15 protein-coding genes are annotated in these 16746 nt (G+C 66.6%); 9 read left to right on the plus strand and 6 right to left on the minus strand.

What is annotated here, in order from left to right; all coding sequences use genetic code 11:
• Window positions 1-49: 49 nt before the first annotated feature.
• Window positions 50-766: a response regulator gene (locus AB4Z10_RS18615; protein WP_441471877.1), complete on the plus strand. Its 717-nt coding sequence runs from the start codon at window positions 50-52 to the stop codon at window positions 764-766.
• A complete protein-coding gene (locus tag AB4Z10_RS18620) occupies window positions 763-2106 on the plus strand; it encodes an ATP-binding protein (protein ID WP_441471878.1) in 1344 nt (447 codons plus the stop codon). The genes AB4Z10_RS18615 and AB4Z10_RS18620 overlap by 4 nt, the downstream gene beginning before the upstream one ends.
• 124 nt (window positions 2107-2230) lie before the next feature.
• On the opposite strand, the gene AB4Z10_RS18625 is transcribed toward AB4Z10_RS18620, so the two are convergent.
• Window positions 2231-2521, minus strand: coding sequence for a hypothetical protein (locus tag AB4Z10_RS18625; protein ID WP_441471879.1), 291 nt, complete (start codon window positions 2519-2521; stop codon window positions 2231-2233).
• A 378-nt stretch (window positions 2522-2899) separates the two neighbouring features.
• Here AB4Z10_RS18625 and AB4Z10_RS18630 point away from each other — a divergent pair, with 378 nt between their 5' ends.
• Window positions 2900-3532, plus strand: a complete 633-nt coding sequence (locus tag AB4Z10_RS18630) for an SGNH/GDSL hydrolase family protein (RefSeq protein ID WP_441471880.1) — start codon at window positions 2900-2902, stop codon at window positions 3530-3532.
• 161 nt (window positions 3533-3693) lie between these two features.
• Here AB4Z10_RS18630 and AB4Z10_RS18635 read toward each other — a convergent pair whose 3' ends face one another.
• Complete coding sequence (locus tag AB4Z10_RS18635) at window positions 3694-4563, minus strand: helix-turn-helix domain-containing protein (RefSeq protein ID WP_441471881.1); 870 nt, start codon at window positions 4561-4563, stop codon at window positions 3694-3696.
• Between the two features lie 187 nt (window positions 4564-4750).
• On the opposite strand from AB4Z10_RS18635, the gene AB4Z10_RS18640 reads away from it, so the two are divergent.
• From AB4Z10_RS18640 to AB4Z10_RS18650, 3 genes are read left to right on the plus strand one after another with little or no spacing between them, the layout of a single operon-like run.
• Complete coding sequence (locus tag AB4Z10_RS18640; protein ID WP_441471882.1) at window positions 4751-6451, plus strand: FAD-dependent oxidoreductase; 1701 nt, start codon at window positions 4751-4753, stop codon at window positions 6449-6451.
• Window positions 6448-7293 carry an SDR family NAD(P)-dependent oxidoreductase gene (locus AB4Z10_RS18645; protein ID WP_441471883.1) on the plus strand — a complete coding sequence of 282 codons (846 nt, stop codon included), beginning with the start codon at window positions 6448-6450 and terminating at the stop codon, window positions 7291-7293. Before AB4Z10_RS18640 ends, AB4Z10_RS18645 begins: the two co-directional genes overlap by 4 nt.
• A gap of 12 nt (window positions 7294-7305) precedes the next feature.
• The gene (locus AB4Z10_RS18650; RefSeq protein ID WP_441471884.1) at window positions 7306-8073 is read left to right on the plus strand and encodes an SDR family oxidoreductase; all 768 of its coding nucleotides are present in this window, start codon (window positions 7306-7308) and stop codon (window positions 8071-8073) included.
• A 15-nt stretch (window positions 8074-8088) separates the two neighbouring features.
• On the opposite strand, the gene AB4Z10_RS18655 is transcribed toward AB4Z10_RS18650, so the two are convergent.
• From AB4Z10_RS18655 to AB4Z10_RS18670, 4 genes are all read right to left on the minus strand, one after another.
• The gene (locus AB4Z10_RS18655; RefSeq protein WP_441471885.1) at window positions 8089-8919 is read right to left on the minus strand and encodes a sugar phosphate isomerase/epimerase family protein; all 831 of its coding nucleotides are present in this window, start codon (window positions 8917-8919) and stop codon (window positions 8089-8091) included.
• Window positions 8920-8922: 3 nt separating this feature from the next.
• Window positions 8923-9822 carry an NAD-dependent epimerase/dehydratase family protein gene (locus AB4Z10_RS18660; RefSeq protein WP_441471886.1) on the minus strand — a complete coding sequence of 300 codons (900 nt, stop codon included), beginning with the start codon at window positions 9820-9822 and terminating at the stop codon, window positions 8923-8925.
• Between the two features lie 62 nt (window positions 9823-9884).
• Entirely contained in the window at window positions 9885-10742 is an 858-nt protein-coding gene (locus tag AB4Z10_RS18665; protein WP_199087761.1) for an IclR family transcriptional regulator, read from the minus strand.
• A gap of 4 nt (window positions 10743-10746) precedes the next feature.
• Window positions 10747-11793 (minus strand): Gfo/Idh/MocA family protein, encoded by a 1047-nt coding sequence (locus AB4Z10_RS18670; RefSeq protein WP_441471887.1) that lies wholly within the window; start codon window positions 11791-11793, stop codon window positions 10747-10749.
• 196 nt (window positions 11794-11989) lie between these two features.
• Between AB4Z10_RS18670 and AB4Z10_RS18675 the strand changes: the two genes are divergently transcribed.
• The 3 genes from AB4Z10_RS18675 (at window position 11990) to AB4Z10_RS18685 (ending at window position 16743) form a co-directional block, all read left to right on the plus strand.
• The gene (locus tag AB4Z10_RS18675; protein ID WP_441471888.1) at window positions 11990-13261 is read left to right on the plus strand and encodes an ABC transporter substrate-binding protein; all 1272 of its coding nucleotides are present in this window, start codon (window positions 11990-11992) and stop codon (window positions 13259-13261) included.
• A gap of 93 nt (window positions 13262-13354) precedes the next feature.
• Entirely contained in the window at window positions 13355-14224 is an 870-nt protein-coding gene (locus AB4Z10_RS18680; RefSeq protein ID WP_441471889.1) for a branched-chain amino acid ABC transporter permease, read from the plus strand.
• A complete protein-coding gene (locus AB4Z10_RS18685; RefSeq protein ID WP_441471890.1) occupies window positions 14221-16743 on the plus strand; it encodes a branched-chain amino acid ABC transporter ATP-binding protein/permease in 2523 nt (840 codons plus the stop codon). The genes AB4Z10_RS18680 and AB4Z10_RS18685 overlap by 4 nt, the downstream gene beginning before the upstream one ends.
• The last annotated feature ends 3 nt before the right edge of the window (window positions 16744-16746 follow it).

The raw sequence follows: 16746 nt of genomic DNA on the forward strand, positions 1-16746 counted from the left end.
GAACCGCGGGTCCGATATCCTCGCGCCGGTTGAAGCATGGGATGATGAAGTGAGCGTAACGGCGCATATCCTGATCGTCGAAGACGACCGCGAGATCAGCGCCCTCGTGGCACGCTACCTGTCGCAGAACAGCATGCGGACTTCAGCGGCGCGCGACGGGCGAGAAATGGACCGGATCTTGCGGGAGGGCAGGTTCGACCTGATTGTGCTCGATCTCAATCTGCCCGGCGAAGACGGACTGTCGATCTGCCGACGGCTGCGCCTGACGACGCAGATTCCGATCATCATGCTGACCGCCCGCAGCGAGGATGTGGACAGGATCATCGGTCTCGAAATGGGGGCAGACGACTACCTCGGCAAGCCCTTTAACCCGCGGGAGTTGCTGGCGCGCATCAGGGCGGTGATGCGACGACAAGGCGGCGGACAGGCCGATCCGAACGAGCCTCCCGGCGCCTTTGCCTTTGTGGGTTGGACGCTGAATGCGAACAACCGCGAGCTGACGAACCCGGACAATGTCCGGGTCGCCGTGACCGGCGCTGAGTTCGATTTGCTGCGGGCATTCTGCGAGCGACCCGGGCGCGTGCTCTCGCGCGATGTCCTGCTCGATCTGACGCAGGGCCGGACGGCTGCCCCGTTCGAGCGCAGCATCGATATCCTGATCAGCCGCCTTCGTCAGAAGATCGAACGTGAGCCGCGCGAGCCCGAACTGATCAAGACGATCCGCTCGGGCGGATATCTCTTCACTCCGTCCGTCGAGCGGCAATGACCCACCCGTTCCGCCTGCCTGCCCGGATCGGAAGCCAGATCGCGCTGCTTGTCGTTGGCGTGATCGGCTTGATCTATCTCATTCTCGCGGGCGTGCTGGTGTGGCAGGCACCGCGCGACAGACCGGGCCCGCCTGCATTCGAGGGTATTGCGGCCATCGCGAAACTCGTGGCGGCGGCGCCGCCGCAACAACGGCAGCTGATCGTGGAGGCGGCGAACAAGGCCGACGAGCGCTTCCGTTTTGCGTTGTCCGACAAAGGATTTGATCCGTCGCGATCGGCACCGCGCCCTATGGACGCCGACGGAATGGCGCCGCGCCTGGGAAGCGGCTTCACCGCATGGCCGAACGCGGCGACGGAACAAGACAGGCTACCGCGAGGCTTTTCGATCCAGCTTCCCGACCGCACAGGGCTCGATGTCGAGATCATCGCCGGTGCCATGGGAGCGCCGCCACCGCGCCCCTTCTCCATGCTGGTACTCGTCACGATCATCCTTGTCGGGCTCAATATCGGCGCACTGACCCTCTGGGCCTCCCGGGGCATCACTGCGCCGCTCGCGCGATTTGCCTCGGCTGCGGAAGAATTCTCGATCGACCGTGATCCGTCGCCGCTGCGTGAGGAGGGGCCGATCGAGGTTCGCACGGCCGCTCGCGCCCTCAACAGATTGAGAGATCGTATCCATGCGTTGTTCGCGGACCGCACGCGCATGCTGGCGGCGATCAGCCACGATCTGAGGACGCCGATCACACGCATGCGTTTGCGCGTGGAGTTCATCGAGGATGATGTCCTGCGCGGCCAGTTCACGCGCGATCTGGAGCACATGGACACCATGGTGCAGGGCGCGCTTTCCTATCTGCGCGGTGCCAGCCGCCGCGAAAAGCGTGGCGCTTTCGACCTTTCAAGCTTGCTCCAGACCGTCGCGGACGAGTTCAGCGATATGGGCAAGGCAACACGCTATGAGGGGCCGCGGCGGGCGGTCACAATCGGAGACGCACAGCAACTGGAGCGCGCCGTCACCAATCTCGTCGAAAACGCGGTGCGCTATGGCAACGACGTGATCGTCCGCCTCCGCGAGGAAGCCGGGCTCCTCCTGATCGAGGTGGCCGACGACGGCCCGGGTATTCCGGAAGTCGATCGATCGCGGCTTCTGGAGCCCTTCATGCGCGGCGACGAAGCGCGGGGGCGGATCGATTCGGAGGGGTTCGGCCTCGGCCTCGCCATCGCCCAGTCGATCGCGGCCGGGCATGACGGCAAGCTGACCTTACACGACAATCACCCGCGTGGCCTGCTGGTGCGCATCAGCTTGCCGAGGCAGTCGCCCCCTGCTTCCGCGAACGCCTGAGCGCTTACAACTTTCAACGCCCGCGAAACATTCGGCAACATTGGCGCCGGCATTTCGCCCGAACGCCCCGCGATAGTCCCGAGGAACCGAACGGGACACATATGGTCGCACTTGCCAGCTATCCTCACAGACTGACCGCGCTGATATTGTCAGCCGTCGCTTTAACATCCCTGATCGGCTTCGCCGCCTCCTTTGGCCCCGAAGCGCCGGCATCGCCGCAGCCCAGTCCTGCAACCCTGCAATTGAGCCCGTCCGGAAAGATCATCGACAGGCTTCCGAACAGCGCGCCAGCGACCGTCCATTTCGCCGATCCCCTCGCTTGTCCTGAGCGAGCGGAGCTGGCTGCGCTCGACATGCATGCCGGGCTGGTTTCGTCGATCGCAGGCGAGTTCATCATCCCGAAGGCACCGGCCATCGACGACCACCCTCTCATCGCCAAAGCGAAGGCCCACGAAGCCCGCGCGCAGAAGCCGCCCCGCGCAGCCGCTCGCCCTCGCAGACCGCCTGTCGCCTTCGCCGCTTTGCCGCCGACGAGGCCCGCTTCCCTGCACGAGCCTCAGAACGTTGGCGAAGGCGCGACCGTCAGAGAGAGGCACGTTTCCGTTGCGGGACGGATGATCGCTTTCGTTGGCTCGCTCGCCTCCCTGGCACGCGTCCTATGAGCGCCATCGTTGCCTTTGTTCTCCGGCCGCGATCGACCGGCCGCGCGATAAGCCGGCAGGCGCTGATCGGGACCGCCGTTCCCGCGCTTCTGCTTGCGCTCGCCGCTGGCTGGATTGGCCATGGCTGGCTTGTGGACATCCGCGCCCCACGCGCCTTCGAAGGCTTCCAGCAGGTCCGCCTGAAGACCATTCAGACCCAGCTCGACCAGGTCGAGGGGCCCTATATTATGGTGCTGGGCGACTCCCATGCCGAAAGACTCTATCTGCCGAGCCTTTGCGGTTTTCCGGTAGTGAATGCCGGTGTTTCCGGCGCGACCGTGAGCGATGTCCTCGATCTGGCGCGCAAGATTACGCCACCGCGCAAAGCACAGGCCGTGCTGCTTTCCGTCGGTACGAACGATATCTGGGCGAAGCGGAATCCGCAGTCCGCTGAAGCGGAAAGCGGCTTCCGAACAACGCTCGTCGCCCTCAAACAGAGACTGGCAAGCTGGAGCGGCCGCCATGCCCTGATCGCGATCCCCCCGGTCGCGAGCAAGGAGGAAGCGTTGTTCCCGCGGGCGGCAGCGACCCGCTATTCCGCCATGCTGGCTCAGTCCTGCGAACCGAAAGGTTGCCTGTATCTCGACTTGTTTGCCGGGGTGGCGCAGATCCCGGAGCCGCGCTCGGCATTCAGCGACGGCGTCCATCTGCGAAACTATGCACGTTTCGTGCGGGACCGGGAGGCGGAGATATGCCGCGGCCTCGGTATTCCGGCTCTTCCCTGAGCTTGGCCCGCAGCGCCTTCTGGCACCGCGGGGATGCAGTCGCCGGTCCTCGCCGTCCAAGTGATCGGGGCCCTGGCCGAGCAACGCGCATGGAGGGTCCGACGATCAGTGCTGGTGGATGCGGATGAGGCGCCTTGACCTGACGCGCTCTGGGCGCTTGCTCAATCGCCGCGTAGCCCGCGCGGGCTGATACCCAATCGCTTTGTGAAAAACCGCGAGAAATAGCCGGCGTCTCGAAAGCCGAGCGCCTCGGCGATTTGTCCGACTGGCGTCGAGCTGTACAGCAACCAGCGCTGGGCTTCGACCATGATGCGCCGATGGATGATCTGAAGTGGTGGAGCATCGAAGCGCTTTCGACAGACCATCAGCAGACGGTCTTCGGAGACCCCCAGCTTGCGCGCGTAAGCGGCGACAGGGAGATGGTCGGCAAAGTGCGCTTCCACGAGCGCGCGAAAGCGGCTCAGCAACCTGGATTCTGCGTCGGACAGCGACGCGGCCGCCACATCGGTCGCCACGACTGCACGGGTGAACGAGACCAGCAGCCTGAGAATCTCCCCTTCGATCGCAAGGTTGCGCGCGGCCCCGCCCCAGGTGAGCTCGTTGGATAGCGATTGGAAGCACTGGCCTATCTCCCGAGTGGCCTCGCCATCGATGGGGCCGACGCAGCGCGACTGATCCAAGAGCGTCGAGATCAAGCGATCGGAGCTCGCGGATGCGGGAAGAGCCGTCAGCGCGATCGAGATAACCCAACCATCCGTGCCGGGAGCAAAATCGAAGCCATGCACGGTCTCGGCCGGAATAACGAGGACTGCCGGCATCTTAACCGCGAAGCACTGGCCTTCGCTGATCATCGTGCCCCCACCCGCGGAGACCAGCAGGAGTTGATGCAGCTCGCGATGAGCGTGGGGCGCAATCTTCCATTGATGGTAGCCGCTGCGCTCGCGGATGGGCTCCACATGGATGAAGCGTGGCTCGACGTGCCTGACCGGCTCGCCATACAGCCTGTAGCGCTCGATCAGTTCGGCGGTCACAGCGTCTCGCGCCTCGGGATCAGTCGCGGGAAAAGTACAAATAGTTTCGTTCTGCGTCCATTGCTCTTCCGCGCCGACGATCTAGCCTTTCGCAGCAAGCTCCCGCAGCTCGTCGGGAGGAGGAAGCGCTATCTGACCGGACCAAAAGCCCCAATTGGCTGCTTGTCCGCGCCGGAAGGAGATCGGCATGACTGCTCAAGACGAGGAATGCGACGTGCTGGTGATTGGAGCCGGCGCGGGCGGATTATCAACTGCGGTGACCGCCCGCATTCACGGCCTGGACGTCATCGTCGCGGAAAAAGATCGGTACTTCGGCGGCACTATGGCCTATTCCGGCGGCGTGCTCTGGATCCCCGGCAACGCTCACGCGGCGAAGGCGGGCCTGTCCGACTCCCGCGAGGCGGCCCGCACCTATCTGCGGCAGGAGGCCGGGAACTCTTACGCCGAGGACGTCGTCGAGGCCTTCCTCGACACGGGTCCGCGCATGATCGACTTCTTCGAGCGCGAGACCGAGGTCCGCTTCCTGCTGTCGAACTACCCGGACTATCACCCGGATGCGCCGGGCGGCGTGCCGAAGGGACGGTCGCTGACGGCCATGCCCTATGATGCACGCGGCCTCGGTAAGGAGCTTGGGCGGCTGCGCCCGCCGCTTGAGACGATCACGTTCATCGGCATGATGTTCAACTCCTCCAACGAGGATTTGAAGCACTTCTTCCGGGCGACGCGCTCTCTGACCTCGGCCCTCTATGTCGCGCGCCGCCTCGCCTCCCATATCAAGGATCTCGCGCAGTACCGGCGCGGCGTGCAGGTGACCAGCGGCAACGCGCTGGCGGCGCGCCTGGCCAGAACGGCCTTCGATCTCGGTATCCCGATCCTGACCGAGATGCCGGCGGAAGGGCTCATCGTCGAGGGCGGACGAGTCGTTGGCGCTCGCTTTTCTTCGGGAGGGGAGAGGAAGCGCATCCGCGCGCGCCGTGCGGTGGTGCTCGCCTGCGGCGGCTTTCCGCACGATGCGGCGCGGCTGGCCGTGGCCTATCCCCATGTCGCCCGCGGCGGCCGCCATGTCTCGCCCACCCCGGCCGGCAACACCGGGGACGGCATCCGGTTGGCGGAGACCGCGGGCGGGCGTTGCGAGATCCGCTATCCCAACGCTGCCGCCTGGATGCCCGTTTCGGAAGTACCGCTGGCCAAGGGGCGCATCGGCGTCTTTCCGCACCTCGTGGATCGCTACAAGCCGGGCGTGATCGCGGTGAACCGCGCCGGGCGGCGCTTCACCAACGAGTCGGAGTCCTATCATGACGTCGGCGCCGCCATGATCGCCGACAATGCGCAGGGTGGGGCGACGGAGGCCTGGCTGATCTGCGATCATGTCGCGATCCGCAAATACGGCCTCGGCTTCGCCAAGCCCGCGCCGGTCCCGACCGGCCGCTATGTTCGCAGCGGCTATCTCAAGCGCGGCGGTACGCTGGCGGAACTCGCAAAGGCTGCCGGCATCGACGCGGTGGGGCTAGAGGCGACCGTCGAGCGCTTCAACCGCCATGCCGAACGCGGCGAGGACCCCGCTTTCGGTCGCGGGCGCAGCGCGTTCAACCGTTTCCTCGGCGACCTCGAGCACAAGCCGAATCCGACCGTCGCGCCGATCCGGAAAGCTCCATTCTACGCGTTGAAGCTGGTGATGGGCGACCTCGGCACCTTCGACGGGCTCTCGACCGATGTCATCGGGCGCGTGCTCACGGCCGGCGGCGAGCCTATCGAGGGCCTTTACGCCGTCGGCAATGACAGGGCGAGCATGATGGGCGGCAGCTATCCCGGCGCGGGGATCACGCTGGGCCCGATCATGACCTTCGGCTATCTGGCCGGCTGTCACCTTGCCGGCCGCGAACCATGAGCGGGGTGAAGACGATGGGCAACGACGCCATGGCCATGCCGGGCTTGAAGGATTCCGTCTGCGTCGTCACCGGCGCCGGCGGCGGGCTCGGCCGTGCGATCGCCCTCGCCCTCGCCGGGGCGGGCGCGCGGATCGCGATGCTGGATCGTTCACCGGCTGCGGCCGAAGCGACGCTTGCCGCCATCCGGCAGATCGGAGCGGGAGGCGCCGTCTTCGCCTGCGACGTCTCGGACCCTGCGAGCATCGAGTCCGCGGCCGAGGCCTGCCGGACGCAATTCGGGCCTTGCCGGGTGCTGGTCAACAATGCCGCATTGCTGCGGCCCGGCGCATTGGAAACCCTGAGCCTGGCGGAATGGAATGCTGTGCTCGCGGTCAACCTGACCGGCTACTTTCTCTGCGCCCAGGCCTTCGCACGCCAGATGCGTCCGAACGGTGGCGGCTCCGTGGTCCACATCGCCTCGGTCGCGGGGACGCATGCGCAAGGCTTTAGCGGCGCCTACAGCGTCAGCAAGGCCGGCATCGTCATGCTGTCGCGGCAGATCGCGCTCGAATGGGGGCCTCAGGGCATCCGCAGCAACGTCGTCAGCCCGGGCCTCGTGCTGACGCCGATGAGCCAGAACTTCTACGCCGACCCGGCCTTGAAGCGCCGACGTGAGGCGGCCGTGCCGCAGGGACGGATCGGGCAGCCCGAGGACATCGCCGATGCCGTGCTGTTCCTGGCGAGCGACCAGGCAGCTTACGTCAATGGCGAGGAGATCACGGTCGATGGCGGCTTCACGCGCGGATTGATGAGCCTGATCCCGCGGCCGGGCCATACGCCCGGCGGCGCGACGGCAGGCTGACGGAGACCGATCATGGCCAAGGAACCCGCCGCGATCATCACGGGCGCCGCCGACGGCATCGGCTGGGCGCTGGCCCGCCGCTTCGCCTCTGCCGGCTGCCGCGTCGCGCTCGTCGATATCGCGGGCGAACGAGCCGCGGCCCGCGCGGCGGAGCTCGGAGCCGGGCACATCGCGCTTGCCTGCGACGTCTCCGACGAGGCTTCCGTCCGCGCCACTGTGACGGCAGCAGCCTCCGCGCTGGGCGGCATCGACATTCTCGTCAACAACGCCGGCATCGGGGACACGCATCTGCCGACGCTCGAACAGGATATCGGCCATTTCGAGCGGGTGCTAAGAGTCCATCTCAACGGCACCTTCCTGATGTCGCGGGAAGTCTCGCGCGTGATGGCGGATCGCGGCGGCGCGATCCTGAACATCAGCTCGATCGCCGGGCTCGGCGGCCTGCCGCGCCGCAATGCCTACGGCGCCGCCAAGGCAGGCATTGCCCAGATCACGAAGAACCTCGCCTGCGAATGGGCCGGCCTTGGCATCCGGGTCAACGCGCTCGCGCCCGGTTATGTCGGAACGGCGCTGGTCAGGACGCTGGAGGCCGCCGGCCGCATCGACCGGGCAAAGCTGGAGCGCCGCATCCCGATGGGCCGCCTCGCAGAGCCCGAGGAGATCGCCGAGGCCGGCTGGTTCCTGTGCTCGCCGGCGGCCTCCTATGTCACCGGCGCGATCCTCAGCGTCGATGGCGGCTGGCAGGCCTTTTCCGATGCCGGCGACGCATCGTCCGGCTGAGCCGCTTTGGGGTTTTCACAACCGGGGCAGCGGCTCTTCGAAACGCCATCCATCCGCAACGAGCTTGCGCGCGCCGTCGAGGAGGCCCTTCAGCGGCTTCTCCGAGAGGATTTCGAGCGCAACCGCCCCCTTATAGCCGTGCCGTCGCAGCTCCCGCCCGATCGCGCCGAAATCGATGATCCCGCTGCCGATCGGGTCGTGCCGCCACTGCCCGGCCTGGCTGTCGGAAAGATGCACGATGCTGAGATGGGGAGCGAGCGTCGCCAGCCCTTCGATCGGGTCCTCGCCGATCGCGACAGCATTTGCGACATCGTAGATCGCCGTGACGTCCCCATAGCCCTCCTCCTCGATGAACCGGCGGATGGTGCCGGCACCGGCGAGCAGACCCTGCGGATGGTTTTCGAGCCCGACGGACAAACCATGGCGCCGGGCCTCGGCGACGATCTCGCGGAAGGCCGGGCGGAAGCTTTCCATCACCCGGTCGTTCGCCTTGGCAAGCAGGGCATGCCGTCGCCCGGAGCCGACGCAGACCGCAGCAGCCCCAAGCTCGGCGCAGCGCGCGATCAGCCGCTTATAGGCATCGACCGAGAAACTCACTACGTCCGTGGAAGCGCTCGCCAGATTGATGTCGCTGCTCGCGAGATCGCCGGCCAGCAGCTCGAGGCCGTATCGCGCGATCAATTCCCGCAAGCGCGCCGTGCGTGCGGCATCGTCGCGCCAGGGATCGAAATGCGGCGGCGCGGCCATGAGCTGGACATGACGGAAGCCGGCCGAGGCGATGGCCTCCAGCGCGGCCTCGGCGCTCTCCTGCCAGACGAAGCCGAAGGTATGGGCAGCAAGCCGCATCTGCTACAGGCTCCCGTCGCGATAGAAGGCGAAGGTTCGGGCGATGCCTTCCCGAAGCGATGTGAAGGGCACGTCGGCGAGGACCTCCCGCAACGGACCTTCCGCGATCTCCGGCGCCGAGGGCATCGGCGCGCCGCCACGGCGGATGTCGCAATCCGGGGCCAGCTTGAGCAGTTCGGCGATCACGTCTTCCGGCGCGGCCTGTTCGCCGATCATGTTGAAGACATGCGCTCCCGCGACCTGGTGGCGCAGCGCGCTGTCATAGGCCGCAGCGACATCGCCGGCATAGACGAGCCCCGCCATTCCTTCATAGGGAAAGACATAGGGTTCGCCACGCGCCGCGGCCCGGCAGGCAAGGGAAGGCCCGGCGCTGAGGCCGCTGTCCCTGCCCGGCCCGTAGACGACATAAGGCCGGAAGCCGATGCTGGAGAGGCCGTGATCGGCGAAATAGGCCCGCGCACTGCCCTCGCAGGCGAGCTTGAACGCCCCGTAATGCGAGGTGGGTACCGGAAGCTCACCGCTCTGCGGCCCATAGGCACCGGCGCTGCTGGTGTAGACGACCTTGCCGATGCCGTGGCGCAGCGCTGCCTCGAAGACGTTGAGCGTTCCGATCAGGTTGATCTCAGCGCCACGAACCGGATTCTCCTTGCAGGCCAGCGTCAGCACGCCGGCAAGGTGGATGATCGCGTCGCAGCCACGCGCAGCAGCCGCAACAGCCTCGCCGTCGACGATATCGCCCGTTACCCATTCGCAGGCCGCGGCGGCCTCGCTACCTGCGATCGCCGCGGTGGTCGCCCGGTTCTCGGCCCGGTCGAAGATTCGGATGGCGTCGCCGCGACACGACAGGCGCCGGCAGATCCAGGCGCCGAGGAAGCCGGCGCCGCCGGTGATGAGAACCTTCAATCGAACCTCCCGTCGTGTCGCCGGCCTGCCGGGCGGTTCCTCCTCGACGGAGCGAAGCCGGCTCAGCCGAAGAACGGCCCTCGCGATTGCCGGGAGGCGAGGCTGGGGCTCGCTCCCATCGCCAGCGACAATTCCCGCGCGGCGCTGAGCAGCATCGGCGATAGCGCCAGCATCTTCTCTTCCGTCAATCGGATATGCGGCCCCGCGATCACCACGGCGCCGACCACGTCCTTCGTCTGCGGATTGCGGATCGGAGCGGCGGTCGCGTTCATCCAGGGCGAATAGGTCTGGACGACGATGCTGAAGCCGCGCTTGCGCGCCTGGCGCAGATATTTCAGCACCGCCGCTTGCGTCTGCGGCGCGCGCGGGCCGAACTCCTCGCGCGAGCCATAGCCCTGCCGCTCGATGAGCGCGATCGCCTCCTCCTCCGGCAGGCAGGACAGCCAGGCATGCCCGCTGGCCGAGCAGGACAGCCGGCCCGCCTGCCCCATATCGGGATCGTAGCGCAGCCCGAAGGGCGAGCCCTGCGATTTCGCCACCCAGACGAGCTCACGTCCGTCGATCAGGGCGAGGCGCACCAGCTCCGCCGATTCCCGCGCGAGATGATCGAGGATCGGCTGGGCGAGATCGGTGATGCCCGTCCCCGCCAGGAAGCTGAAGGCGAGCGATGCGATCTTGGCGGTCAGCTCATAGGTGCCGTGATGGCGCTCCTGCCTGACATAGCCATGATCGGCGAGGCTGGAGAGCACACGATGGGTGGCGCTGCGCGGAATCTTCAGCCGCTCGGCGATCTCGAAGAGCGGCAGCCCCCGCGCATTCTGCGCGAGCAGTTCGAGAACGCCGAGAGTGCGCTCGAGGAGGCCGCTCGGGGCCTGCTCGGTATCGTCCAGCCCTGCCTCGTCCTCGATCCGCTTTGCCATCGCCCTATCCAAACTGCATCTCCAGACGCTGTCTCTGGCGCGCCGCGTCCTGGACGGCAAGGGTCACTTTCAGCGTACGCGTCGCATCGGCGGCATCGATCAGCGGCCGGGCACCGTGGCGCACGACGTCGAAGAGGTGACGGAGCTGGCGTATGTAGGGGCTTTCGCGCTCGATCGGGATCGCCTCCTGCGTGATCGGGGCGAACCAGCTCTTTTCGCCGTCATAGCGCCAATGGTCGAGGCTGGGCAGCGCCAGCGAACCTTCCGTGCCCGAGATGAAGTGCGAGTTCACCGGCTTCTCCTGCCGGGGATAGTTCGGCAATTCGCCCGAAACCAAATCCCAGCTCCAGGGCGTGACCGCGGTGTCGGACAGGCTGACCGTGACGAGCGCGCCGTTCTCGAGTTCCAGCAGCACCGCCGCCGTATCCTCGACCGGCAGGCCCCGGACGCGGCCCGACGTCACCGCCTGCACGGCCGCAACCTCGCCGCAGACGAAGCGGATCAGGTCGATCTCGTGGATCAGGTTGATGAGGATCGGCCCGCCGCCCGGCTCCCGCCGCCAGGCCAGATCGAAATAGGCGTCGTGCTTGAAGAACGTGTAGAGCACCGTCGCGTTCGTCAGCCGCCCGAGCGCGCCCTGCCCCACCAGTTCGCGCGCCTTGGCGATGATCGGATTGTGCCGGCGGTGATGCCCGACGAGGATCGGCACGCCGGCCTTGGCCGATGCCGCCGACAGCTCCTCCCCTTCCGCCACAGTGACCGCGACCGGCTTTTCGATCAGCGCGGGGACGCCATGGGCGATCGCCGCCAGACCGATCTCCAGATGGCTCTGGTTAGGCGTGGCGATGATGAGCGCTTCGACGCCGCCCGCTTCGAGCAGCGCGTGGTGGCTTGAGCACCAGGGCAGCCCACGCTCCAGGCAGTAGAGGCGGCCGGCCTCGGTCGGATCGGCGACGGCAACGATCTCCGCGAAGCCGCTGCCTGCAATCACATCGGCATGCATGCGGCCAATGGCACCGGCTCCGACGAGCCCGATCGATAGCGGTTTCATGCGTTTCTCTCCCACCCCCGTTTATGTCGGCCGCACCGGGGAGCGTCAACACAAATCAGAATAGAATTCCAATTCTGAAATTAATAGTGGAATTAGATTCCAGTTATGTTACAGCCTTCGCCGCCGCACGCCGCCGAAACGGACGGACCGACAAGAAGATCGACGCGGCAAGGGAACGCCAGACAGGGAGGACGTCGTGACAGACGCTCGCAAACCATCATTCACCAGCGCCATCGGGCGCCGCAGCCTGCTCCTCGGCGCCGGGTCACTAGGCGCCAGCGGCATCGTCTCGGCCAAGCTCGGGATGCCCTATATCGGCAATGCCGCTGCGGCCGAGCCGATCAAGATCGGCATGATCTGGGCCAAGACCGGCACCATCGTCGATCAATCGGAGTATCTCGCCCAGGGCGGCATGCTGGCGCTGGAACAGCGCAACAACATGCTGCTCGGCCGCCCCGCCGAGATCGTCTGGCTCGACGAGCCCAACCCGCAAGGCGCCCAGCAGAATGCCGAGCGTCTCGTCGGCGAGCACAAGGTCGTCGGCATGGTCGGCGGCGCGCTCAGCTCCTTCGCTCTCGCAATCTCGGCGGTCGCCAAAAAGGCCAAGGTGCCCTACATCGCCGCCAACGCCGCGACCGGCGAACTGACCGGCAAGTCCTGCAACAAATACACCTTCCGCCTGCAGCCGCCGGTCGACGTGCATGTGCGGGTGCTGGCGCCCTACTGCGCCGATGTCGGCAAGAAATGGTATCTGCTGACCGCGGCCTATGCCTTCGGCCAGGACATCAAGCGCTCCTTCGAGGAATACGCGAAGGCCAACGGCATCACCATCGTCGGCGCCGATGAGGTGCCGGTCGGCACGCCCGACTATTCCTCCTTCATCCTCAAGATCCGGCAGGCCAAGCCCGACGTCGTCATCGGCGGCATCGCCGCCAGCGACCTCACCACCTTCCTGAAACAGTGGAACGAGCTCGGCATGAAGGGCCGCATACCCTTCGCCGAGATCTCGGTCGGCAACACCGATCTCTGGGGCGTCGGCCCCGACGCGGCCGACGGCCTCTACACCATCACCTGGTACTACAAGAACCCCAACAACCCGCCCGAAGAACAGGCGATGGCCGCCGCCTACGAGAAGAAATACGGGCGCCCCGCCGCCGACAAGGCCTGGATGGGCTGGATGGGCATGAAGACCCTGCTCGACTCGATCGAGGCGGCGAAGTCGACGGATTCGGCTGCAATCGTCGCGGCACTCGAAAAGTGGTCGACCAAGCGCGACGGACTCGACGTGCACTATCGCGACTTCGATCACCAGATGATCAGTCGCCTTCTGGTCGCCGGCATCAAGCCGAAGATAACCGACAAGTGGGACTATTTCGACATCAAGGCCGAACTGCCAAAAACCACGGCCGATATCGAGAAAGCCTTCGGCAGCCAGGCCGACAGCGCCTGCAAGATGGACGCCGTCTGAGGCAGCCATCCCCGACGTCGATGCGGCCGCGCAGTATCGTGCGGCCTGCCCGTCCCGCGCGTCCCTCGCGTCCTTTGCAGGAGCGGCCAATCCATGTTGGACATGATACTGTCCCAGACCGTCAACGGTCTGATCCTCGGTTTTCTCTACGTCCTGATCGCGATCGGGCTGTCGATCATCTTCGGCCTGCTCGGCATCGTGAACTTTGCCCACGGCGCCTTCTTCGCGCTCGGCGCCTATCTCGCGCTGGTCCTCGCCCGTGAATTCGGCTGGTGGGCCGCGCTGCTTGCGCCGCTGTTGACGGGCGGCATCGGAATGGTGGTCGAGGTCGTCCTGATCCGCCATCTCTACGGCAAGGAACCTCTTCTCGGCCTGATCCTGACCTTCGCGCTGGCGCTTCTCATCGAAGCCATTCTGCGGATGATCTTCGGCGGCGCGCCCCTGCCGTTCAGCGCACCGCGCTTCCTCGCAGGCTTCGTCGAATACGGCCCGATCCTGCTGACCAAGTACCGGCTCTTCGTCCTCATGGTGACGATCGCAGCCCTCGTCGCCTTCTGGGCCTTCCTCACCTACACGCCCTTCGGCCGCATCATCCGGGCGGGCTCCCGCGACGCCGAGATGGTCGGCCTCCTCGGCATCAACCTGCCCGTCGTCTTCAGCTTCGTCTTCGGCATCGGCTGCCTGCTCGCCGGCCTCGCCGGGCTGTTGGCGGCACCGCTCTGGACGGTGACGCCCTCGATGGCGGCGAGCGCCATCATGCCGGCCTTCGTCATCGTCACCATCGGCGGGCTCGGCTCCTATGCAGGCGCCATCATCGCCGGGCTGCTCGTCGGCATCACCATCGCCATGACCATCCAGTTCCAGCCGGAATGGTCGGGCGCGGCCATGTACGTGCTGATGGCGGCCATCCTGCTCGTGCGCCCTCGCGGCCTCTTCGGCGAAAAATGGGAGCGCTTCGAATGAGCCTTCGCACCCTCTTCACGCATCCCGCCCTCTGGGTCGGCCTCGTCCTCTGCGCCCTGACCGGACTGTGGCTGATGCTCGGCGCACCCGTGGGGCTGATCACCCAGATCGCCATCTACACGCTCTACGGCATGGGGGTGAACCTGCTGGTCGGCTATACCGGGCTCGTCCCCTTCGGCGCCTCCGTCTTCTTCGGCTGCGCCAGCTATGCCGCCGCCTTCTTCATGCTCGGCCGGATGTCGAACGACATTGGCGGCATCCTGCTCTCCGTGCTGTTCTCGCTGGCGCTCGGCCTCGTGCTCGGCGCACTGGTCCTGCGCCGCAAGGGCCTCTATTTCTCGCTGCTGACCCTGGCCTGCTCCCAGATCGCCTTCGAGGTCGCCTTCAAATGGACGGCCGTCACCGGCGGCGAGAACGGGCTGCAGGGCGTCGCGCGCCCGACCTTCCCAAACGATCTCGCCTTCCATGGCTTCGTCATCGCCTGCGTCGTGGCGGGCGTCTGGCTGCTCTGGCGCATCGTGCATTCGCCCTTCGGGCGGGCCTTGCAGGCGGTGCGCGACAATGAGCAGCGGGCGCGCAGCCTCGGCTTCAACGTCTATCTTCTGCGGCTCGGCTCCTTCGTGCTGATGGCGGGCTTCGTCGGCTTCGCCGGCTCGCTGCTGACCTTCCTGCTGCAGGGTGTCTACGCCAATAATCTGAGTTGGCAGCATGCGGGCGACGCCCTGCTCATGACGGTACTCGGGGGCGTCCATCACTTCCTCGGCCCGCTCTGGGGCGCGATCAGCTTCATCATCTTGGAGAACCGGCTTTCGGCCGTCACCGAGAACTGGTGGCTGATCTTCGCGCCGATCCTGATCCTGTTCGCGCTGCTCTCGCCCGAAGGCATCACCGGGCTCGTGCAGCGCCTCAGTGGGCGCCAGCGCTGGACGCTGACGCGCAACACGATTCCGCCGCGCCCGGCCGTGATCGAGCCCTATGTCAGCGCCGCACAGGCCATGGACCCGGACAAGCCGGTCCTGGAGACACGCAAGCTCTCCAAGCAGTTCGGCAGCCTGGTCACCGCCAGGGAGATCGATCTTCAGATCAGGCCCTTCGTCCTGCACTCGATCATCGGCCCGAATGGCGCCGGCAAGACGACCTTCTACAACATGCTCACCGGCGTGCTGCCGCCGAGCGCCGGCCAGGTCTTCTTCGAAGGCCGCGACATCACCAGGCTGCCGATGCATGCCCGCGCCCGGCTCGGCATCGCCCGCTCCTTCCAGATCCTCTCGATCTTCCCGAACCTGACCGTGTTCGAGAATGTCCGCATCGCCGTGCAGGCGCAGCGCCTCGGCGCCCGCGGCCTGCTGCGCGACGCCCATGACATCGAGGACATCAATGCGCGCAGCTGGTCGCTGCTCGATGCGGTCGGCCTCGTCGAGCAGGCTGCCGAGACCAGCCAGGACCTGCCGCACGGCGCCAAACGCCTGCTCGAGATCGCGGTGACGCTGGCGATCGAATCCAAGCTGCTGCTGCTAGACGAGCCGCTGGCCGGCCTCGCCGAGGCCGACCGGATCGTCGTCGCGGACCTGATCCGTCGGCTCGCCCAGCGTCATGCCGTCCTGCTGATCGAGCACGATATCGACCGCGTGCTTGCCATCTCCGACCGCATTTCGGTGCTGCATCAGGGCCGCATGATCGCCGACGGCAAGCCGGCCGACGTCGCGCGCAACCCGGAGGTGATCGCCGCCTATCTCGGCGCCGCCAAGGATGGCGAGCGCGCCACGGCGCCGGCCGTGAACCGCAGCAAGGGCGCGGCAAGCCCCGTGCTGCTCGATGCCTCGGACATCGCCGCCGGCTATAGCGGCAGCACGGTCCTCTCGGGCATCGACCTGACGATCCGTGAAGGCGAGGCGGTGGCGCTGCTCGGCCGCAACGGCGTCGGCAAGACGACGCTGCTGCGGGCGCTGACGGGCAGCCTGCCACTCGACCGGGGCAGCATCCGCTTCGCCGGCACGGATCTGCGCAAGCTTCGCCCCTTCGAGATCAACCGGCTCGGCGTCTCGCTGGTGCCGGAGGGCCGGCGCCTCTTCCCGAACCTGACCGTGACCGAGAATCTGCTGCTCGCCCAGCGCCCGGGCGGCATCAGCCTGGAGGAGGCCTTCACCCTGTTCCCGCGCCTCAAGACGCGGCAGGCGGCCAAGGCAGAGAACCTCTCCGGTGGCGAGCGCCAGATGGTGGCGATCGCCCGCGCCCTAATGGTCCCGAGCAAGCTCATCCTGCTCGACGAGCCCTTCGAGGGGCTGGCGCCGGCCGTCGTCAACGAGGTCATGGAGGCCTTGGTGAAGCTGCGCGGGCGCGTCGCGATGGTGATCGTCGAGCATCATGCCGAGCTGGTGCTGCCGATCGTCGACCGGGCCTATGTGCTGGTCAACGGGCAGGTCGCCTTCGCAGGCGATGCCGCAGAGCTCGAACATGACGAGGCGATGCAGGCCCGCCTGCTCGGCGTCGTCGAAACCCAGGGACAATGCGCGGCCTGAGGG

Source organism: Allobosea sp. RAF48 (assembly GCF_052114025.1).
In the GTDB taxonomy this organism is placed as follows: Bacteria; Pseudomonadota; Alphaproteobacteria; order Rhizobiales; family Beijerinckiaceae; genus Allobosea.